The sequence below is a fragment of the Nocardiopsis sp. NPDC006832 genome (genome assembly GCF_040635885.1).
Lineage (GTDB): Bacteria > Actinomycetota > Actinomycetes > Streptosporangiales > Streptosporangiaceae > Nocardiopsis.
This window is the reverse complement of the sequence record NZ_JBEYLC010000038.1, coordinates 1-22,181: the sequence shown is the minus strand read 5'-3', so window position 1 is coordinate 22,181 and position 22,181 is coordinate 1. Positions and strand designations below refer to the sequence as shown.

Here is a 22,181-nt window from a genome sequence, read left to right as displayed (position 1 = left end):
TGCCGGTGCCGGCGCCGGGAGTGCGGTCGCCTTGTGCGGCGGCGGCGGGCTCTGAGAGATTGTCCAGCGTGCGAGTCGCGATGCTGGGTCCCTTCGAGGTGCGAGACGACCGGGGCCGACGCCTGTCCGTGGTGGGCGGACGTGCCACCTCACTACTCGCCCGACTGGCGTTGTCCCCCGGACGAACCGTCCCGGTGGACACTCTCCTCGACGACCTATGGGACGGGACTCCGCCCGACGGAGGCGTGCACACCCTGCGGCGTCTGGTCTCGCGAACCCGCCGCAGCCTGCACGAACATGGCCTGGAGATCGGCCCCGACGCGCATTCGGGCGGCTACCGTCTGGACCTGACCTCCGAGGAGGTCGACCTCCACGCGTTCACCGGGCTGTGCGCGGAGGGCACCCGCCTGCTCGAACACTCGCCTGAGCGGGCGGCGTCCGTCCTGGACCAGGCCCTGGGCCTGTGGCGCGGTACCGCCCTGGGCGGTGTGGACGCGGACTTCGCCCGCCAGAACGCCCTGCGGCTGGAGGAACTGCGGCTGAGCGCGGTCGAGGACCGTGCCGACGCCGCCCTCCGGTTGGGTGAGGCTCCCACCGTCCTGCCGGAGCTGCGCTCCCTGTGCGCCGACCACCCCCTCCGTGAACGCTGCCACGGCCTGCTGGTGAAGGCTCTGCACGCCACCGGCCGGGGCGGGGAGGCGCTCGTCGTCTACGAGGAGCTGCGCTCGGCCCTGTCCCGTGAACTGGGCACCGACCCCTCCGCCTGGCTGCGCGAACTGCACCAGGAGCTGCTGCGGGACCGCGCCTCCGTACGCCCCAGGGAATGGGTGAACCCCTACCTCACCCGGTTCTTCGGTCGGAGCGACGAGCTCTTCACCATAGGATCCGCCTTCGACAGAACCCGGCTGGTGACCCTGATCGGCCCGGGCGGGGTCGGTAAGACGCGGCTCGCCGCCGAGTACTGCTCCTCCCAGGGCTCGGAAACGCGTGTGCGCTTCGTGGAACTGGCCCCCCTGCGCGAGGACGACGGCCTGATCGAGACGCTCGCCGGCGTCCTGGGCGGCTCGGCGGCCGTTCCCCCCGGACCGGACCGGTTCACCCGGGTCGTCTCCGCGTTGTCGACGGCGCCCACGCTGCTGGTCCTGGACAACTGCGAACACCTGGTGGAAGGCGTGGCGAACCTGGCCGAAAGGCTGCTCTCCCACTGCCCGGACCTGCTCATGCTGACGACCAGCCGCGAGCCCCTCGCCGTCGGCGGAGAAGCCCTCGTTCGGGTGGAGGCCCTGGACACCGAGGGTTCGGAGGCCATGGAGATGTTCGCCGAGCTGGCCGCCCTGGCCCGGCCCGGCTTCACGGTGAACGAGGACAACGCCGAGGCGGTGTCCGAGATCTGTCATCGTCTGGACGGGCTACCGCTGGCCATCGAACTGGCCGCGGCCCGGATCCGCTCGATGACGGTCCACCAGATCTCCCGGCACCTGGACGAACGCTTCCAACTGCTCGCGGGTGCCCGCCGGGCCAACAACGCCCGACACCGCACCCTGCGCGCGGTGCTCGACTGGACCTGGGACCTGCTCACCGAGGAAGAACGCCTGGTGTCGCGCCGACTGTCGATCCTGCCCGGCGGCTCCACGGTCTCCGCCGCCGAGGCCGTGTGCGAGGGTCTCGCCCGCGCCGAGGTCCCCTACCTCCTGGCCTCCCTGGTCGACCGGTCCCTCGTCCAGGTCACGGAGTCACCCGGGTCCGGGGTGCGGCACCGTCTCATGGAGACACCCCGTGTGTACCTGGAGGAGCGCTTGCGCGAGAGCGGCGAGGAGCGGCGGACACGCGACGCGGCCGCGCGATACTTCACCGACCTGGCGGAGGACGCCTCCCGGCGGCTGATCGGCCCGGACCAGGGACAGGCGTTGGAGCTACTCGACGAGGAGCACGGCAATCTCGTGGAGAGCATGCGCCACCTGGTACGTCATGGGGAAACGGGGCCCGCGGCCAGGATCGCGCTGGCGCTGTGCTGGTACTGGGTGGTGCGCGGCCGCTACGAGGAGGCCGCCCGCCGACTGGACGAACTGTCCGACTCCGCGGACGAGCTCCCCTCCACCGCCCGAGCGGTGTTCCCCGCGGTGCGCGCCATCCTGCCCGTCCCCGGACCGGGCGTGCCCCCGCCCCGTGAGTCCGGCCTCGCGCTGACCCCCGAGGCCCTGGCGGAGTATCCCCCGCTCGCGATGATCGCCCCGAAGCACCGGCTCATGACCGGGGACCACGCGGGCGTACGCGCGGACGCCGAGGCGTCCCGCGACCACGCGCACCCCTGGGTGCGTGCGGCGGGTCTGGCCACCGCCGCCCTCGCCGCCGAGGGCGATGGGGACGCCGCCCTCGCCGAGCGGCTCACCGCTTCGGCGGCGGAGTCCTTCGGCGACCTGGGCGACCTGTGGACGACCGTGCAGCTCACCGCAGCGCTCGCCGGTTACCGGTCCGCGCGCGGAGAGAACGACGGGGCCGTCAGCGACCTGCGTCGGGCCCTCGTCCTGGAGCGTTCCTTGGGCTCCTTGGCCCCGCCCGTATCACTCCTGCTCCAACTCGGCGGGGAACTGGTGCGTGCGGAGCGGTTCGACGAGGCCGAGCGTGTGCTGCGCGGAGTGTGGGACGACCCCGAACCCGTCGCCATCGAACATCGGATCCTGTGCGTGCTCGGCCTGGTGGAGCCCGCCCTCGCCCGAGGACACCACGCGCACGCGCGTGAGTTGCTCGACCGGGCGCGGGAGTTGCTCGACGGCGCCCTGGTGGACGTCGACTACCTGCGGGCCGAGCTGCTGTGTCGGGAGGTCTCCCTCGCCCTTGCCGAGGACGACCCGCCCCGGGCCCGCGCGGCATGGGCGCGCGCGGGGGCGTTCGCGGACTCCCTCGCCGGCACCGAGGCCAGGGCGCGCGTGACCGAACTGGAGGCCCGGGTCCTGCTGGCCGAAGGCGATCCGGCCGGAGCGGCCGACGCCCTGGATCGGGCGTCGCGTGCGCGGGGGCGCCCCGATCTGGGCAACCCCTACGTGCGTCGCCTCACCGAGGAGCTGCGCGAGCGGCTGGGCGCCGACGGTGTCGACCGGTCTCCGGGAACGGGACCTCACCCCCTGATGTAGGCCAGAACCGCCCGCACCCGGCGGTTGCTCCCCTCCTCGGTGAGACCGAGCTTGGTGAATATCGAGCCGATGTGCTTGCCCACGGTGGGGGTGGACAGGTCGAGGAGGTCACGGATCCTGGCGTTGTCGTGCCCCTCGGCCATGAGGGCGAGCACCTGTTTCTCACGGGGGCTCAGACTCTCCAGAGGGTCGTTCCCGGACCGCGTCCTGAGCAGGTGGGCGATCACTTCGGGGTCGAGGGCCACCCCGCCCCCGGCCACGCGTCTGAGCGCGTCGGAGAACTCGGCGACCTCACCGATGCGGTCCTTGAGCAGGTAGCCGATACCGTGGCTGTCCGCGAGCAGTTCGCTCGCGTATCCGTCCTCCACGTGCGCGGAGAGGACGAGGATGGGGAAACCCGGGATCTCGGCGCGGATCCGCGCGGCTATGTCGAGGCCCTCCCTGCGGTGGTCGGGCGGCAGACGCACGTCCAAGACGGCGACGTCCGGCCGTAGCTCCTCGAACATCGAGTGGAACTCGGCGGCGTCTCCGGCCGCGCCGACCACTTCGAACCCCTCCACCTCCAGGAGCAGGACGAGCCCCTGACGGAGCAACACGTCGTCCTCGGCGATCAGAACGCGCACGGCAGCCTCACCTCGATGACAGTCGGCCCGCCGGGCGGGCTCGTGACGCGGGTTCGGCCGTCGAAGGCCGCCACCCGATGGCGTATCCCGGACAGTCCGCTGCCCAGGTGCTCGTCGGCCCCGCCCTCACCGTCGTCGTCGACCGTCACGGTGAGGGTCGACGCGTCCTCCGCGAGGCGGACCCGGGCCCGGGAGGCACCGGAGTGTTTGGCGACGTTGGTGAGGGACTCGGTGACGACGAAGTAGGCCGCGGCCTCGACGGCCGCCGGGAGCCGGGGCAGTTCCCCGACCTCCATTTCGCAGGGCACCCCCGACCGGGAGGCCAAGGAGGAGACCGCGGCGGCCAGACCCTGGTCGGCGAGGATCGGCGGGTAGATGCTGCGGACCACGGCGCGCAGGTCCCGAAGGGCCTCCTCCGAGGCGTCCTTCGCGCGGGTCATCAGCTCCCGCGCCCGCTCGGGGTCCTTGGCCATCACACGCTCGATCAACCCCAGGTGCATGCGGACGGCGACGAGCCGGTTCTGGGTGCCGTCGTGCAGGTCCCGCTCGATCCGGCGCAGCTCCATGCCGTGCGCCTCCAAGGCCTCCTGGCGGAGAAGGTTGGCTTCGGCCAACCGGTCACGAAGCCGGCCGGCGCCCGCCCGCAGGAGGACACACCCCGCCAGGTGCGCGTGAGCCGAGGCCGCCCGAGGCACGAAATACCGGTTGAGGGCGAGATATGCCAGCCCGACCAACGGGGTGGTGAGCGCCGCCCCCCATGAGTCGACGGGATAACCGCCGGGGCTCACCGCCATTTCCGTCGGCAGTGCCCACCACCAGAACAGACAGGTGAAGGAGACCAGGACACCGATTCCGAGAATGATGGCGATGACGGCGCACGACAACCCGAGGAGCGCGTTGACGCACATCCAGCGAATCGCGTTCCACAGGTCCGGGCAGTGGAGGTTTTCGGTTACCTCGTCCCGCTGATCCGGGCCTTGCAGAAACTCCCTGGCCAGGGCGAGGTCCCGAGCGGCCCCGCGCACCAGGGGGGCCGCGACCCACCGGCGCAGACGGACACCGACATACACGACCACCAGCGCATGGGCCCCGATCAGGGCGCTGATCAGGAGCCACGAGCGTAATGCGCCCGCTCCCGCGCGCAGGCAGTAGAGGGTGCTATCCCACGCACCCTTGCGCGCGCCCTCCCGCAGTTCGACCGCGTATGACAAAAGGAAACTCCCGGACCGATAATCGGGAAATCAATTTCAGGCCCATGATAACATTCCGGCGTTGATATTCAGAGAGGACGAGATGTTTCGAACAAAGAGAAAAGGACATGATACCGACCCGGGGAACAGAACTGATCCCGGTGCAACCCCGGCTCTTCGCATGCTTGACGTGCACAGAACATACGACACGGGGGCCGGAAAGGTGAGCGCTCTTCGTGGTATTTCCGTAGAACTTGCGAAAGGAAGCTTCACTGCGGTAATGGGCCCCTCCGGCTCCGGGAAAAGCACCTTCCTGCACTGCGCCGCGGGCCTCGACCGGCCCACCGAGGGCGAGGTGCTGTTGGGAGGAACCAGCCTGGTGGGGATGTCGCAGAACGCCCTCAGCCGTCTGCGACGCGAGCGCGTGGGGTTCGTGTTCCAGGCCTACAACCTGCTCTCCGCGCTGAGCGTGCAGGACAACATCACGATGCCGCTGCGACTTTCCGGGACACCCGTGGACCAGGAGTGGGCCGACCAGGTGGTACGCCGGGTGGGCATCCACGATCGGCTCCACCACCGCCCCAACGAGCTCTCCGGCGGGCAACAGCAACGTGTGGCCCTCGCCAGGGCGCTCATCGGCCGCCCCGACCTGATCCTGGCGGACGAGCCGACCGGCGCCCTGGACTCCCACACCGGCACGCAGGTGCTGGAACTGCTGCGCTCCACCGTCGACTCCCTGGGCCAGACCGTCCTCATGGTGACCCATGACCCCGTCGCCGCGTCCTATGCCCGGACCGTGCTCTTCCTCGCGGACGGTCTCATCGCCGACTCCCTCCACTCCCCCACCCCCGAGAGCGTGGCCGAGCGCATGAGCGGCCTGGGGAGCCGGTGATGCTGGACATCGCGTGGAAGACCCTGCGTGCCCGCAAGGGCTCCTTCGTGGGAGCCTTCATCGCCCTTTTCTGTGGATCCGCCCTGCTCGTGGCCTCCGGTGTGCTGGTCGAGTCGGGTCTGCGCGCCTCGGTGTCCCCTCACCGCTACGCCGCGGCGGACGCGGTGGTCGGGGGTCAGGAGAGGGTGGCCCTTCCCGACACGGACCTCGCCTTCCTGCCCCGACTCACCGAGCCCGTGCGTCTGCCCTCGGACCTGGTCGAGACCCTCGGCGACGTGGACGGGGTGGCGGCGGCGATCGGCGACCACCACCTGACGCCGGCCGTGCGCTCCCCGCAGGACGGCGTGGACCCGATCCCTGTGACCGGACACGACTGGGCCACCGCACCATTGGGCCCCTTCGAGGTCACGGAGGGCACGGAGCCCGTGCGGACCGACGAGGTCGCCCTGGAGACCACGCTGGCCGCCGAGCTCGGGGTGGACGTCGGTGACCCGGTGGAGGTCGTGCACGAGGCCGAACCCCGCTCCTACCGTGTGAGCGGCCTGGTCACCCATGCCTCCGGTGATGGAGGACGACAGGGCACCCTGTTCCTTTCCTCCGAGGAGACCCGGCACCTGGCCACCGATCCCGAGGCCTACGACACGGTGGGCGTGCTCATGGAGCGGGGAGCCGACCCCGAAACGGTCGCCGCCGCCCTGGAGACGGCCGCCGATGACGTCGAAACGGTCGCCTACACCGGTGCCCTCACCCAGCAGGCGGAGTTCACCGACCTCGACCAGGCACGGGGGCTACTACTGCTCATCGCCACGTCCTTCGGTGGGTTGGCGGTGCTCATCGCGCTGTTCGTGGTCTCCGGCACGCTCGCTCTGTCGATCGACACCCGCAAACGCGAGTTCGCCGCCCTACGGGCCATAGGCGCCACTCCGACGCAGGTGCTGCGCATGGTGGGCGCGGAGGTCCTGCTGCTGTCCCTGGTCGCCGGTGTCCTGGGCTGCCTGCCCGGGTTCCTGATCGCGGAGACGATGCGCGAAGCGTTCGTGTCCCTCGGTGTGCTCCCGGCCGACCTGCCCCTGGTCCTGGGACCGCTCCCCGCCGTCGGCGCCGTCCTCGCGACCGTCCTGACCGCTCTGGTGGGCGGTATGGTCGCCGCCGCGCGGCCGGCCACGGCCGACCCCGTGGAGGCCCTGCGCGAATCGTCCGCCGCTCGGCGCGCGCCCGGTCGCTGGAGGATCACCGCCGGGCTGGTGTGCCTGGTGTTGGGAGCCGGCGCGGCGATGGCCCCCGTCGCACTGCGCAACGACGCCGGCGCGGCCGGGACGGGGAGCGCGACCCTGCTGCTGGTGATCGGTGTGGCGTTCAGCGGACCGTTCCTCCTCGTGCCCCTGGTGTCCCTGATCACTCGGCCACTGCGCGCGATGGGGGCCAGTGGTTTCCTGGCGGCAGAGAACAGCGCCGCGGAGACGGGACGGCTCTCCACGGTCCTGACCCCCCTGGTCCTGGCGATCGGGGTCACGGTGTCCATGGTGTACACGCAGACGGTGCTCTCGGCCGCGGTGACCGAACAGACCGAGGCCGGGGTGACGGCCGACGCCCTGGTGGTCGAACAGGGGTCGGGAGGAATGGGGGCAGGGGTCCTGGCGGAACTGGACGCCCTGCCCGAGACCGGTACCGTCGCGCCGTTGCACGAGACAGGGGTGTTCGTGCCCTATTCGGTGTTCGGCGACCCCGACGTGGCCACCTTCACCGCGTTGGGGGTCGCCCCCGGGTCGGTCGCGGACACGCTGGACCCGGGCGTCACGGAGGGGAGCCTGGACGACCTCACCACCGAAGCGGTGGCGCTGGAGACGTCGGGCGCCGCGCTGCTCGGGGCGTCCGTGGGCGATGAGGTGGAGGTGGTGCTGGGCGACGGGCGGGAACGAACCCTGCGTCTGGTCGCCACTTACGAACGCGGCCTGGGGCTGGCGGGGATGCTGCTGCCCCAAGAGGTCCTGGAGGGGCACACGGGTCCTCCCTCCCGTGCCTTGGTGAACGCCGCCGAGGGAACCTCGGACGATGAGTTGTCGGTGGCGCTGGCCGGTTTCGCCGAGGAGCACCCCACCCTGGACACGTCGGACCGGCGGGGATTCGCGGACGGGGCCAGGGCGGAGGCGGACCTGAGCGCCTGGGTGAACCTGGTCGGGCTGGGCGTGATCCTGGCCTACATCGCGATCGCGGTGGTGAACAGCCTGGTGATGTCCACCGCGGCCCGCTCACGCGAGTTCGCGCTCCTGATGCTGGTCGGGGCCACCCGCGGCCAGGTCCTCCGCGCCATGCGCGGCGAGGCCGCGGTGGCGGCCGTTCTGGCCACCCTGATCGGCACCGTGACGGCGCTCGTTCCACTGACCGTGCTGAGCATGGCCTTCCTCGGTACCCCGGTCCCGCCGGGTTCGCCGCTCGTCTACGTCGGTGTGGTGGGCGGGGCCTGCGCGCTGGGTGTCCTCTCGGTCATGCTGCCGGTCCGGCTCGCCCTGCGGACACCACCGGTGGAGACCGTCAACGTGCGCGAGTAGCCGTGGCGGGGGCCGTGCCTCCCGCTCCCGCCACGCCCGCGGACACCGGTGTCCGCGCGATGTCCGCGCGATGTCCGCTCGGCTTGGAACGGTGGTCTCCAAGAACGAGGAGGCAAGCCATGACCACCTGTATCCGGGCCACCGGCCTGGTCAAGCGCTTCGGTGACACCACCGCCCTGGACGGAGTGGACCTGGAGGTCCCCACCGGGTCGATCCTGGGTGTCCTGGGCCCCAACGGCGCGGGCAAGACCACCATGGTCCGCATCCTGGCGACGCTGCTCAGACCGGACGCGGGAACCGTGACCATCGCCGGATACGACGCCCTGCACGACCCGGTGGCCGTACGCGGGATCATCGGCCTGACCGGTCAGTACGCCTCGGTGGACGAGGAACTGACCGGACGGGAGAACCTGGAGCTCATCGGACAGCTCCTGCGTCTGTCGACCCGGGAGTACCGCTCGCGTGCCGTCGAGTTGGTGGAGCGGTTCGACCTCACCGACGCCGGGGACCGACCGGTGCGCACCTACTCCGGGGGGATGCGGCGCCGTATCGACCTCGCCGCGAGTCTGGTGGGCCGCCCCCAGGTCCTCTACCTGGACGAGCCCACCACGGGGTTGGACCCCCGCAGCCGCAACGGGCTGTGGCGGACCGTCCGAGAACTGGCCGAGGACGGGACCACGATCCTGCTCACCACCCAGTACCTGGAGGAGGCCGACGAACTGGCCGACCGGGTCACCGTGATCGACCACGGCCGTGTGGTGGCCGAGGGCGAACCCCAGGAGCTCAAACGTCGGACCGGTTCCCAGACCCTGCACGTGCGCACCGTCGACCAGGCCGACACCGAGCGCGTGGTCGGCCTGCTGACCGAGCTCCTCGGGTTCGCGCCCTCCGTCCACGAGGACAACACGACGATCACCGCGCCCGCCGACGACACCGTCCTGTTGGCGGCCCTGGTCCGACGATTGGACCAAGAGGCGATCGCCACCGACGAGCTGGGAACACGACTGCCCAGCATGGACGACGCCTTCCTGTCCCTGACCGGTCGCAGCACCCACGCCCACGCCGAGGAGAGCACCGTATGACCGCCACCATCGCGCCCCGGACCACCGTCGTCCGAACCCGACCGGAGCGGATCGGCCTGTTACTCGGTCTCACCCACGGCCTCACTCTCGCCAAACGCAACCTGCGCTACGTGGTGCGCACGCCGGCCACCCTCATCGACACGGTCATCCAACCGGTGCTGTTCCTGCTGGTGTTCGTGTTCCTGTTCGGCGGGGCCATCTCGGGCACCTGGCAGGAGTACCTCCAAACCCTGGTGCCGGGCCTGATGGTGCAGATCACCATGTACGCGAGCATCGGTACGGGCATGGCCTTGAGCACGGACATCTCCAAGGGGGTGTTCGACCGTTTCCGCAGCCTGCCCATCGCGCGCTCGGCTCCGCTGGTCGGCGCGGTCCTGGGCGACGTCATCCGCTACGTGGTGGCCGTCGCCGTGCTCCTCGCCCTGGCCTTCGCGCTGGGCTTTCGTGTGCAGACCGACCCCCTGTCCGCCCTCTTCGCGTTCGTGCTGGTCGTGGTGTTCGGGTTGACGCTGTGCTGGTTGTCGGTGCTGGTGGGGATGGTGGCGGCCAGCCCACAGGCCGTCCCGGGGATCGCGATGGCGGTCGTCCTGCCGCTGACCTTCGGCAGCAACATCTTCGCCGACCCGGAGACGATGCCCCACTGGCTGGAGCTGTGGGTCGGCGTCAACCCGGTGACCTACTTCGTCGACACCGTGCGTGGGCTGATGGTCGGTGGTCCCGTGGCGCGGCCACTGCTGGTGAGTCTGTTCGCGGTGGTCGTCGGGCACGCGGTGCTCCTGCCCCTGGCGCTCCGCGCCTATCTGCGAAGAGTCCGGTGACGTGGCTCCGACGTGTACCGGATGAACGGCCGAGTGGATGAAAGGTGTGACGGTATGTCGAGAATCCTGCTGGACGGACGCGGCACCGCCCGCGTCCGGGTCCGGGCCGAACTTCCAGTGTTGGCCGAGGCCGCCCAGGCCCTCGTGCCCCTCCTGGGGTCCACGCCTCCTCGGGGCGGGGCGGAGTGGGTGCGCCTGACCCGCTCCCACCTGGCCCACGCCCGTCTGACCCACGGTGCGTTGGCGGAGGCCCGCGCCCTGGTCGTGTCGGACCTGCCGAGCGCCACCGCGTGCGCCGAGACCTCCCCCACCGGTCTGCGACGGGTGCTGCGCACCCTGGAGACGGTGTCCGAAGCCGCGGTCGAGCCCTACCGGAGACAGATCGAGGCCCGAGGGCACCGGGCCGCCCGGCTCCTCGGCGACCGCATCGTCTCGCACGGCGTGGCCGTCGCGCTGGGTTCGCTGGGCTCCCGGTGCCGTTGGGAGGACGGCGGGCTGTTCGTGGACGACGGCATCGAACGCGAGTTCGTGGCGCGCGAGGACGGGCTCCTGCTGATGCCCTCGGTGTTCGTGGGTCCCGAACCGCGCGTGGCGCGATGGAGCGGTACCGAGGGTCCGCGCACCGTCGTCCTGTTTCCGGCACTCGGTCCGGGCGACTCCCTGGACTCGCTCCTGGAGCGGGGCCGCTCACGGGAGAGTCTGGAACGACTCATCGGGCGGACCCGGACCGCGGTCCTGGCCGCGTTGGTCGTGCCCGCCTCGACCGGTCGACTGGCCAAGGATCTGTACGTGTCGCCCACCTCCATCAGCGAGCACACGGCGGCGCTGCGTCGTGCCGGCCTGATCACGACCACCCGTGAGGGCAACCGTGCCCGTCACCTGGTCACCGCCTTCGGTCTGGCCCTACTGGAACACGCCGAGGCCCGGGAACGCTCCGTCGCGCTGGTGGAGTCGGCCTGAGTGGACGCCGACCCCGCCGGCGGTGAAGAACGGGGGTGACCGCCGATGCGGTCACCCCCGTTCGTGCGCGTTCCCGGCCCTCGGGCCGGCCGGATCAGCCCTCCAGGGCGGCCACGAGGCCGGCCGGGCGCATGTCGGTCCAGTTCTCCTCGACGTACTCCAGCGCGCTTGCTCGGGAGGTCGCCTCCAGGGCGATGTCCCATCCCTCGGGAATCTCCGCGAAGGAGGGCCACAGGGAGTGCTGGCCCTCGGCGTTGACCAGGACGAGGTACTGGGCGTCGTCGTTCTCGAACGGGTTGCTCATGGTGGGGTTCTTCCTCTCGTGGTGTTACCGGTCGTGGTGGTCGTGGTGTCCGCGTTCAACGCCGAAGGCGCGCGGTCCTCACTCGGTGCGGGTACGGGACGCCGCCGGTCGGGTGCGGCGCCGGGGCGCGGCCCGCAGTAGTTCGCCCAGGGCGTCGACGAACGCCTCCGCCAGGCGCTCGATGGTCGAACGCCGGTGTCGGTTGGTGGAGTAGGTCCAGGAGAACTCCATCCGACCCCCCGTGACCGCGCCGGTCACGTCGAGCAGGTTGGTGCGCTCCTCGTCCGGGGCGTGGTCGCACGCGGGCAGGGGCAGCGCGCGCCGGACCAGGCCCTCCTCCCCGGCGTCGCCGAACCGTCCCAGATAGTTGAAGGAGACGGGGACCTCGGGCTTCGAGCGCAAAGGCTCGGTCTCGGGCCCGTCGGCCAGGTGGCTCAGCGCGCCGAACCCGATACCGGCCGGGGCCGAGCGGTTGCCGCGTTTGACCGCGGCGACGGTCTCGGCCCAGCCTCCCTCCTCCGGGATGTCCAGCAGGGCGGGATGGATGGTGGTGAACCAGCCGACCGTTCGGGACAGGTCGACGTCCTCGAACAGGTCCTCGCGACCGTGCCCCTCCTTCTCGACGAGGATCCGGTGGGATCCGGTCCAGTCGGACAGGACCCGACCCAGCGCCGCCAACAGGACGTCGTCGATCCTGCTTCGGAAGGCACCGGGCCCCCAGGACAGGAGGGCCTCCGCGTCCTCTGGCGGAACGGCCACGGTGACCACGTCCTGGGAGGCCACGTCGTTGGCGCCCTCGGTGTGGTCCAGGGGCGGGTCCGGAACGTTCTCCACCATGTCCAGCCATGCGGGGAGATCGGCGTCGAACCCGCCCTCGCGCGTGTGGTCGGCCAACCGGCGCGCCCATTCGGGGAAGGTCGAGGTGCGCTCCCCCAGGTCCACCGGACGTGCCTTCGCCAGCTGGTCGTACGCGGTGGCCAGGTCCTCCAGGATCACCCGCCAGGAAACCCCGTCCACCACCAGGTGGTGCGCGGACAGCAGGATCCTGTGCCGGTCTCGCTCCCCGGTGTCCACGACCACGGCCTCGAACAGCGGACCTTCCGACATCCGGGAGGCGGGTCTCTCCCTCAGGGCCTCGGCGTGGACGGCCCGGTCGGTCTCCTCCTCGGTCATGGCCGAGGCGTCCAGGGCCCGCACCGCCAGGTCGTGGGCGTCCGCGTCCAGGTGCTGACGCCAGGCGCCGTCCACGCGCTCCGCCCGCAGGCGCAGCATGTCGTGTCGGGCCAGGACCCGCCTGGCCGCGTCGACCACCAGGGTGGTGTCGGTCCCCGGTGCCAGCTCGAAGTGCAAGGACATGTCGAAGTGCTCGGGGTGGCGGGGGTGGGTGTCCAGGAACCAGCGCTGGACGGGGGTCGGGGGCACCTCGCCGGTCAGCGGAGTGGTCTCGGCCCGACCTCGGGAGGGCTCCTTCGTCTGGCGCTCGTCGAGGGCCTCCCCCAGCGCGCCGAGGGTCTGGTGGAGGAAGACGTCCTTGGACGTGACCTCGCGTCCGGCCGCGCGCACCCGCGACACCATCTGGATGCTGAGGATGGAGTCACCGCCCAGTTCGAAGAAGTTGTCGTTGGCCCCCACCTTCTCCACTCCCAACAGGTCGCCCCAGACCTGGACCAGCAGCTCTTCGGTGGGGGTCCGGGGTGGCACGTAGCCGACCGTGACGAAGGCTCCGTCGTCCGGCTCCGGAAGCGCGTTCCGATCGGTCTTGCCGTTGGCGTTGAGCGGCAGGGCCTCCAGTACGACCACGGCGGTCGGGACCATGTAGTCGGGCAGGTGGCGGGCCGTCCCCTCCCGTACCTCGACGGCGCCGATCGGCTCCGTTTCCGGGTCGGGCACGACGTAGGCGACCAGTCGCCGGAGACCGGGCCGGTCCTCACGTGCGACGACGGTCGCGGCCCGCACCCCTGGAAGGGCGGAGACCACGGACTCGACCTCGCCGAGTTCGATCCGAAACCCTCGGATCTTCACCTGGTCGTCGTTACGGCCCAGGAACTCCAACTCGTGGTCGGCGGTCCAGCGCACGATGTCGCCGGTCCGGTAGACACGACCCCCCGAACCGAAGGGGTCGGCGACGAACCGCTCGGCGGTGGCCCCCGGCGCCCCGTCGTATCCCGAGGCCAGGGAGTCACCCGACAGGTACAGCTCGCCGTACACCCCGAGCGGCACGGGACGCAGCCAGGGGTCCAGGACGCGGGCACGCGTTCCGACGACCGGGCGTCCGATGCGTGGGCGCTCACCCTCCCGCACGCGCCAGACGGTGCTGTTCACGGTGTTCTCGGTGGGGCCGTAGAAGTTGTGGACCGCGCGCACCCCTGCCGAGGCCAGTCGCTCGTACAGCACGGTGTCCAAGGCCTCGGCGCCCACGCTCAGAACGCTCATGGGGTGACGTCCCCCGTCCAGGAGGCCGACGGCGACCAGCTGGTTCAGGTAGGAAGGGGTGGTGTCGAGGTAGTCCACACCGTGCCGGTCCAGGTAGGCGCACAGGGCCTCGGCGTCGACCCGCGTCTCCTCGTCCACGACGTGCAGGTGGTGTCCGTCGAGCAGCCAGACGAAGGGGTCCCATGAGGCATCGAACGTCCAGGCCGCCAGGTGGGCCGCGGTGAGGGTGCCACTGGTGGTGTCGCCGGTGTCCAGGACGGCGGTCCGGTAGGCGTGGACGGCGGCGAGCACGTTGGCGTGGCTCACGACCACACCCTTGGGTGTACCGGTGGAGCCGGACGTGTACATCACGTACGCGGGATGGGATCCGTGCAGGGCACGGACCCGATGGTCGTCGGTGAAGGGTACGGGGTGGTCGCTCCGGGGCAGGTCGTCGGTGACCAGGAGCGGCACCGCGCCGTCCACCAGGGCGCGTGCCTCCTCCTCGGCCCCGCGGGCCGTGAGCGCGTACACCACGCCGGCTCCGGAGACGACGGAGCGCGCCCGCGTGGCCGGGGCCTTGGGGTCCACCGGAACGTAGGCCGCACCCGCACGGAGTACGGCGAAGAGGACGGCCACGGCCTCGGCGGTACGGGGCAGCAACGTGGCGACCCTGTCGCCGGGGCCGATGCCCAGCCCGGCCAGGTGGTGGGCCAGGACGTCGACGCGTTCGTCGAGTTCATGGAAGGTGAGGGTGGTGGATCCCGCGGTGAGGGCCGCCGCCTCGGGCCGCCTGCGCGCGAGACGGGTCAGGGCGTCGAGGGCGTGGGAGTCCCCGGCCTGTTCCACCCGTTCCGGGGAGGAGGCGTCACGTCCGACGGAGAGCAGATCCGCCCGTTCCCCGGGCGGCAACATGCCCACCTCGCGCAGCGGGGCCCCTGGCGCCCGGGCGATCCCGTCCAACAGGACGCACAGGTGGGTGGCGATCCGTTCCATGGTGGCCGGGTCGAACAGGTCGGTGTCGTACTCGATCGAGCCGAGCAGACGGCCCTCGGACTCATGGAAGTCCACGCTGAGGTCGAACAGGGAGTGCTGTCGGCGCAGCGGGTGGTCGGTCGCCTCCAAGTCACCGATGTTCCACTCCTGGGCGGGGGCGTTCTGGAGCGCCACGACCGCCTGGACCAGAGTGGGCCGGGAAGGGTCGCGCTCGGGCTCCACGGCGTCCACGACGGCGTCGAAGGGGACTCCGCCGTGCTCGAACGCGGTGAGCAGGGTCTCGCGCACGTCGGCCAGCAACTCGGATCCGGTCAGTGACTCGTCCACCCGGGTGCGCAGCGCGATCGTGTTCACGAAGAACCCGACCACGTCCTCCAGTTCGGTGTGCTCTCGGCCGGAGACGACCGTGCCGACGGTGACGTCCCCCTGACCGGTGTAGCGGGACAGCAGGACCTGAACGGCCCCGGACAGCACCATGAACAGGGTCAGGCCGCCGGACACCTCCAGCTCACGAACCGCCGCGAGCGTGCCCGGATCCACCTCGAACCGGTGAGTCGCTCCATGGCCACGGCGGACGAGGGGGCGGGGGTGGTCCGTGGGCAGGTCCAGGGGCTCCACATCGGCCAGCGTGGTGCGCCAGTACCCGAGTTCGGCCCCGAACGCCTCGGACTCCATGTGGGCGTCCTGCCAGGCTGCGAAGTCCGCGTACTGGAGGCGGGCGTTCGGGAGTCCGGCGCGTACCGCCAGGTCGGCCGGATCCACCAGGGTGGCGTCGAAGGCACCGCCGGGGTCGTCGACCCCGTCGGCGCGGGATTCCCGGACCGCCGCGTCGTAGAGGACGCCGAGTTCCTTGGTGAGGACGGACAGCGACCAGGCGTCCACGACGATGTGGTGGACACCCAGGGCCAGCACGTGGTCCTCGCGTCCGAGGGTGATCAGCGACCAGCGCAGCAGCGGACCCCGGGCGAGGTCGAACGGTCGTTGGACGAACTCCTCCAGGAAGGGGTCCAGCGAGCTCTGTCCGTCTCGTGCGGTGAGGTCGACCGTGGTCAGGTCCACTCGCGCGGAACCGGGGTCGTCGGCCGGGTGGACCACCTGGACGGGACGACCGTCGTGCTCCTCGAAGGTCGTGCGCAGGGACTCGTGCCGGTGGACGAGGGTGGCCAGGGCCGCCGCGAGCGCCCGGTCGTCCAGGGAACCGCGCAACCGCAGCGCGAACCCCGAGTTGTACTCGGAGCCACCCGGCTCGTAACGGTCCAGGAACCACAGTCGGCGTTGGGCCGCCGACAACGGCAGCGCGGCGTCCCGGGCGACCGGGACCAACGCGGGCGTGTCCTCCGCGCCCCCGGCCGCCAGCATCGGGGCGAGTTCGGCGATGGTCGGGTGCTCGAAGACGGCTCGCACCGGCAGACGGGTGCCGAAGGCGTCGGCCGCGCGGGCGACCATGCGTACGGCGGTGACCGAGTCACCGCCGACCCGGAAGAAACCGTCGTGAACGCCCACCCGCTCCAGGCCGAGCAGATCGGTCCATAGGTCGGCCAGACGACGCTCGGCCTCCGTGGTGGGCTCGGTGTGGGCGGTGAGGTCCTGCGCGGCCCAGTCCACGGCGGGGAGCGCCCGACGGTCGATCTTGCCGTTGGGGGTCAAAGGCACGCGCTCCAGCACGACGATGGCGGCGGGCACCATGTGAGCGGGCAGCGCCTCGGCGGCCAGAGCGGACAGATCGGCGGGCGCGGGGTCCGTGCCGTCCTCGGGGACGACGTAGGCGACGAGCCGGGTGCCCGTGCTCCCGCCGGTGGCGACCACGACCGCCTGTCCGACCCCCGTCAGCGCGGTCAAGGACGCCTCGACCTCGGCCGGCTCGACGCGGTGTCCGCGTACCTTGACCTGGTCGTCCACCCGTCCCAGGAACTCCAGGGAACCGTCGTGGCGACGACGGACCAGGTCGCCCGAACGGTACATGCGAGCGCCCGAAGGCCCGGAGGGATCGGCCACGAAGCGGGTGGCGGTCAGGCCGGGCCTGTTCAGGTAGCCGTGCGCGAGACCGTCGCCACCGATGTACAGCTCCCCCGGGACGCCCTCGCGCACCGGACGCAGCCAACGGTCGAGGATCTGGACACGGGTGCCGGCCACGGGTTCCCCGAGGGGCAGGGGACCGGTTCCGGACAGCGGCGTGCTCATGGTGGTGCAGACGGTGGATTCGGTGGGTCCGTAGGCGTTGTACATCCGGCGCCCGCGAGAGAAGGGCGCGACCAGCTCCGGCGGGCACGCCTCACCGGCGACGAGCAGGTGCTCGACCGGGCCGAGGTCCTCGGGGGACAGCGCGGGCAGCAGGGCCGGAGGCAGGGTGACGTGCGTGATGCCGTGGGTCCGCAATGCTTCGGGCAGACCCTCACCGAGCAGCCGTTCACGGGGCAGCAGCACGGAGACGGCGCCGTTGAGCAGGGCCACCAGGAGTTCGGCGACGGCGGCGTCGAAGCTCGGCGAGGCGAACTGCAGCATCCGGTCACCCGAGGTCACGTCCATGCGCTCGCCCTGGGTGGCGACCAGTGCCGCGATGCCCCGGTGCGGAACGAGGACCCCCTTGGGCCGGCCGGTGGATCCGGAGGTGTAGATGAGGTAGGCGGGGTCCTCGACGCCGAGGTCCTCACGCAGTGGTTCGCCCGCCCAAGTCGGCGAGGGACACAGGACACGGACACCGTCCGGGAGACGTTCGGCGAACCCAGGGGTGGTCAGCACGGCGGCGGGGCGCGCGTCCTCGATCATGTGGGCCAGGCGCGCCGGTGGATAGTCCGGATCGAGCGGCATGTGGACCGCACCCGCGTAGACGACGGCGAGCAGCAGGAGGGCGTGGTCGGTGCCACGTTCGAGGCAGACCCCGACCCGATCACCGCGCCGCACGCCCTCGGAACGCAGGTACCCGGCGATCCGGGCGGCGCGATCGTCCAGTTCGGCGAAGGTCCAGGCGTTCCCGGCCCCTGTCACCGCGAGGGCGTCGGGCTGCAGCGCCACCCGTTCGGCCATGAGTTCGACGATCGTGCGCGGCCGGGGCCCCACCGGACCGGAGCACGCTCCGGGTCCGTCCAGGTCCACTGCTCGCAGGGGGCGATCGTCCTCGGCGTCCTCCAGGATCCGGACGAGGTCGCCCACGAAACGGGCCACCGACTCGGCGTCGAGGATGTCGGTGTTGAACTCGGCCGATCCCGCGAGCGCGTCCTCCTCGGCCCGGAACTCCAAGGTGAGGTCGAATACGGCGTGTTCTCGACGGACGGGGAAGGGCCGAACGTCCAGGGAGCCCAGTGACGCCGCGCCCCCACCGTCCGCGTTCTGGAACACGACGGCGGCCTGCACCAGCGGAGGCACGGAGGGATCACGGTCGTCGAGCACGGTGTCGACGACCGCTTCGAAGGGGACCTCGGCGTGGTCGAAGTCGGCCAGGACTCCGTCACGCGTGCGGAGCAGGTTCTCACCGAACGAGACCTCCTCGTCCACTCGTCCGCGCAGGGCGAGGGTGTTGACGAAGAACCCGTTGAGACCGTGCAGGCGACTGTTCTCCCGACCCGCGGTGACGGTGCCCAGGACGACGTCGTCCTCACCGGTCCAGCGCGCCATGGCCACCCGCGCGGCGGTGGTCAGCACCATGTAGAGGTTGGTGTTGTGGTCGCGTGCGACGCGTTCCAGGAGGTGGAGCGTCTCGGCGGGCAGCCGGAAGCGGTGACTGTCGCCGCGCATGCCGCGTACCGGGGGCCGGGGGCGGTCCAGGGGCACTCTGAGGGGTTCGACTCCGGCCAGACGGTCGCGCCAGTGGCCCAGCGAGGCCTCGTAGCGTTCGCCGCTGAGACGGTCGCGCTGCCAGGCGGCGTAGTCCACGTACTGGAACGGGAGCGGATCCAGTGTCGCCGCCGATTCGGCCGCTCCCCTCCCGGGCGAGCGCAGGGCCTCGGTGTAGAGACGGTCGAGCTCTCCTTGGAGGACACCGAGGGACCAACCGTCGGTGACGATGTGGTGGAGGACGACGAGTAGGACGTGCCGTGTGTCGTGGACGCGGAACAGGTGAGCGCGGATCAGTGGCCCCCGTTCCAGGTCGAAGGGCTCCGCGTAGTGGAGGGCGATGAGTTCGGCCGCCTCCTCCTCTCCCCCCGATGCGTCGGCCACGTGCAGGGGGAGTTCGGAGGGCTCTCCCACGATCTGACGACCCTCGCCGTCGATCTCGTGGAAGGTGGTGCGCAGTGACTCGTGCCGGTGACGCAGGGCGGTCAGGGAACGTTCCAACGCGGGAACGTCCAGCGGGCCGTCAAGGTCCAGGGCGAACCCCGAGTTGTAGTCGACCCGACCGGGTTCGATGCGGTCCAGGATCCACAGCCGCTGTTGGGCGAAGGAAAGGGGGGCCGGCACGGACCGGTCCACCGTCGGGAAGTCCCCGGTCCGTTTCCTGCGCTCGCGAAGGCGGCGCAGCATCTCCTCGCGAAGGGGATCCTGGTTCGGTCCCCGGCCGGCGGTGTCGCCGGGGCGCTGTCCCCGGTCGTTGGCGTGGTTCATCGTGTGGTCCTCGAAGATCCGTGGAGCTGGTGGCTTTCGGTGGTGCCCACAGGGTCAGTCGACCATCTGGCTCATGAGAAGGTCCTCGACGGCCTGGGCGTAGCTCTGGAGGGTGGGGTGGTCGAACAGGGTTCTCGTGGGGACCTGGACGTCGAGCATGTCCCCGAGTTCACCGACGACCTGGATGCTGCGCACCGAGTCACCGCCGATGTCGAAGAAGTCGTCCTCGCGTCCGACCCGATCGAGTTTGAGGGCGTTGGCCCAGACCTCGGCGACGATCTCTTCCGTGAGGGTCATCGGAGGGGTGAAGCGCGCTTCGGAGGGTTCGGTGTGTTCGGGAGCGGGCAGGGCTCGGCGGTCCACCTTGCCGTTGGTGTTGAGCGGCAGTTCGGACAGGACGGTGAGGACGGAGGGGACCGAGTAGGCCGGTAGGGCGTGGCGGAGCGCTTCGGTCACCACCTCCGTGTCCAACCGTCCGGGACCGGTCTCGGTCAGGTACCCGACCAGGACCTTGGCCCCGGACGGTGCGGTGACCACGGAGGCCACCGCCTGTGCCACGCCCGGCACTCGGGTCAGGGCGTTCTCGACCTCGCCGAGCTCGATGCGAAAACCACGCAGCTTGATCTGACCGTCGGCGCGCCCCACGAACTCGATCTGTCCCCCGGTGGTCCAACGCACCAGGTCACCGGTGCGGTAGAGGCGACCGCCCGAACCGAAGGGGTCGGCGACGAAGCGTTCGGAGGTCAGTCCGGGACGTCCGTCATAGCCGCGTGCCACGCCCTCTCCCGCGATGTACAGCTCACCGACCGCACCGACCGGAACCGGACGCAGGGCGGTGTCCAGGACGTGGGTCCGGGTGCCGTCCATCGGACGGCCGATCGGGCAGTGCCCGGAACCCGCCCACTCGGCGCCGATCGGCACGCAGGTGGCGAACGTGGTGGTCTCGGTGGGGCCGTACACGTGGACGACCTCGGTTTCCGGGCAGACTTCCAGGACCCTGGAGAAGGAGGCGGGATCGGCCTTCTCGCCCCCGGTCCACACCTGACGCAGCCCCGCGAAGCACCCGGGATCCTGCCGGGCGAAGAGGTTGAACAGGGCCGTGGTGAGGAACACCGACCGGACCCCGTGGTCGGCGCGGGCCGCGCGGACCGCCTCGGCGGTGACCCCGCCCTCGGGCGCGACGACGACGGTGCCCCCGTGCAGCAACGGCACCCAGACCTCGTAGGTGGCGGCGTCGAAGGCGTGCGGCGAGTGGAAGAGCACCCGTTCGTGCGCGCCGGGCCATCTACTGTCCGCCGCCAGGGCCACGATGTTGCGGTGGTCCACGACCACGCCCTTGGGCACCCCGGTGGAGCCGGAGGTGAACATGACGTAGGCGGACGAGCGGGAGACCGGCCGCACGGGGACGGCCCGCGCTCCCCGCCCCGCGGGGGCGGTGGGCGACCCGGGCACCGACGGCGGAACGGTCACGGCGGCGAAACCATCGGGACCGTAGCGGTGGACGGTGACGTCGACGATCCCGGTGTAGAGGTCGAGCATCCCGGGATCGACCAGGGCCGCGCGCACCCCGCTGTCGGCGGCGAGCTCGACCACCCGAGCGGCGGGGACCGTGTCGTGCAGGGGCACGTAGGCGGCGCCCGCCTTGAGCACGGCCAGCATGGCGACGACGACCCTCGGGCTCCGGGGCAACGACAGGAACACCCGGGACTCGTGGGTGACACCGTGCGCGCGGAGGTGGTCCGCCAGGTGTTCGGCCTCTGCGTCCAGTTCGGCGTAGGTCCACTCCCGGCCCTCACCCACCACGGCGATGGCGTCCGGGTGGCGGTGCGCTCCCTCCTCGAACAGGTCCACCACCGTACGGTCGTCCGGTTCCGGGACGGCGCCGTCGGTGAAGGAGGCCGTGTCGGAGGCGTCGGCGCCCGCCAGCGCGGCCAGCGGCCGCTCCGGGTCCTGAACGAGCGAGGTGAGGATGCGCTCCAGGTCGGTGAGCAGGCGTTCGACCGTGTCCGGGTCGAAGTGCTCGGGCTCGTAGCCGATGAGGAGCCGGATCCGCTCGGTACCGTACGCGCTCAGGGCGAGCGGGTAGTTGGTGGCCTCGTTGGCGGTGACGTCGACGATCTCCAGGCCGTGTTCAGCGGCCGAGTCCTGGTCCACCGGGTAGTTCTCGAACACCACCAGGCTGTCGAAGAGCGGGGTGTCACCCGCAAGGGCGGCCTCCGCCTGGATGCGCGACAGCGACAGGTGGTCGTGCAGACGGGCGTCCGCCTGCACGCTCTGGAGTGCCCGCAGCCAGGTGAGGACCGTGGCGGCGGGATTCACCCGGATCCGGACCGGCAGGGTGTTGATGAAGATGCCCACCGCCGACTCGACGTCGGGCAGGTCGGCGGGACGGCCGGAGGTGGTCGCGCCGAACACCACGTCCTCCTCACCCGAGTGCGCCGAAAGAAGCAGCGCCCAGGCCGCCTGGACCAGCGCGTTCACCGTCAGGCCGTGCTCACGCGCGAAGGCGTGGACGGCCCCGGAACGCTCCGCCGGGAGGTGGGTCTCGATCCGCACTCGGGAGCGGGCGGTGCGCACGTTCTGGGGCGCCCGGTCGTAGGGCAGGGGTGTGGGGGCCTCCAGCCCGGCCAGTACCCCACGCCAGTACTCCAACCCCTCCTGCTCGTCACGCCCGGCGATCCACTC

At 71.1% G+C, this 22,181-nt stretch carries 11 protein-coding genes; 6 read left to right on the top strand and 5 right to left on the bottom strand.

Annotated elements, in window-relative coordinates:
• Nucleotides 1-68 precede the first annotated feature (68 nt).
• On the top strand, nt 69-3,131 hold the full coding sequence (locus ABZ717_RS18260) for a BTAD domain-containing putative transcriptional regulator (RefSeq protein WP_358511747.1): 3,063 nt from the start codon (nt 69-71) through the stop codon (nt 3,129-3,131).
• Here the strand turns inward: ABZ717_RS18260 and ABZ717_RS18255 are convergent.
• On the bottom strand, nt 3,116-3,754 hold the full coding sequence (locus ABZ717_RS18255; RefSeq protein ID WP_358511744.1) for a response regulator transcription factor: 639 nt from the start codon (nt 3,752-3,754) through the stop codon (nt 3,116-3,118). The two genes, ABZ717_RS18260 and ABZ717_RS18255, sit on opposite strands and share 16 nt — an antisense overlap.
• Nucleotides 3,742-4,965 carry a histidine kinase gene (locus tag ABZ717_RS18250; RefSeq protein ID WP_358511741.1) on the bottom strand — a complete coding sequence of 408 codons (1,224 nt, stop codon included), beginning with the start codon at nt 4,963-4,965 and terminating at the stop codon, nt 3,742-3,744. Before ABZ717_RS18250 ends, ABZ717_RS18255 begins: the two co-directional genes overlap by 13 nt.
• A gap of 160 nt (nt 4,966-5,125) precedes the next feature.
• On the opposite strand from ABZ717_RS18250, the gene ABZ717_RS18245 reads away from it, so the two are divergent.
• From ABZ717_RS18245 to ABZ717_RS18225, 5 genes are all read left to right on the top strand, one after another.
• Nucleotides 5,126-5,836 (top strand): ABC transporter ATP-binding protein, encoded by a 711-nt coding sequence (locus tag ABZ717_RS18245; protein ID WP_358511738.1) that lies wholly within the window; start codon nt 5,126-5,128, stop codon nt 5,834-5,836.
• Nucleotides 5,836-8,385 carry an FtsX-like permease family protein gene (locus ABZ717_RS18240; protein ID WP_358511735.1) on the top strand — a complete coding sequence of 850 codons (2,550 nt, stop codon included), beginning with the start codon at nt 5,836-5,838 and terminating at the stop codon, nt 8,383-8,385. The genes ABZ717_RS18245 and ABZ717_RS18240 overlap by 1 nt, the downstream gene beginning before the upstream one ends.
• A 119-nt stretch (nt 8,386-8,504) precedes the next feature.
• Nucleotides 8,505-9,467 carry an ATP-binding cassette domain-containing protein gene (locus tag ABZ717_RS18235; protein ID WP_358511732.1) on the top strand — a complete coding sequence of 321 codons (963 nt, stop codon included), beginning with the start codon at nt 8,505-8,507 and terminating at the stop codon, nt 9,465-9,467.
• A complete protein-coding gene (locus tag ABZ717_RS18230; RefSeq protein ID WP_358511729.1) occupies nt 9,464-10,285 on the top strand; it encodes an ABC transporter permease in 822 nt (273 codons plus the stop codon). Before ABZ717_RS18235 ends, ABZ717_RS18230 begins: the two co-directional genes overlap by 4 nt.
• 54 nt (nt 10,286-10,339) lie before the next feature.
• The gene (locus tag ABZ717_RS18225; RefSeq protein WP_358511726.1) at nt 10,340-11,245 is read left to right on the top strand and encodes a helix-turn-helix domain-containing protein; all 906 of its coding nucleotides are present in this window, start codon (nt 10,340-10,342) and stop codon (nt 11,243-11,245) included.
• Between the two features lie 94 nt (nt 11,246-11,339).
• Here the strand turns inward: ABZ717_RS18225 and ABZ717_RS18220 are convergent, their stop codons facing one another.
• The 3 genes from ABZ717_RS18220 to ABZ717_RS18210 form a co-directional block, all read right to left on the bottom strand.
• Nucleotides 11,340-11,549, bottom strand: coding sequence for an MbtH family protein (locus ABZ717_RS18220; protein ID WP_358511723.1), 210 nt, complete (start codon nt 11,547-11,549; stop codon nt 11,340-11,342).
• A 78-nt stretch (nt 11,550-11,627) separates the two neighbouring features.
• The gene (locus tag ABZ717_RS18215) at nt 11,628-19,496 is read right to left on the bottom strand and encodes an amino acid adenylation domain-containing protein (protein ID WP_358511720.1); all 7,869 of its coding nucleotides are present in this window, start codon (nt 19,494-19,496) and stop codon (nt 11,628-11,630) included.
• A 54-nt stretch (nt 19,497-19,550) separates the two neighbouring features.
• Nucleotides 19,551-22,181: amino acid adenylation domain-containing protein (locus ABZ717_RS18210; protein ID WP_358511717.1), on the bottom strand; the 2,631-nt coding region annotated here is incomplete at its 5' end.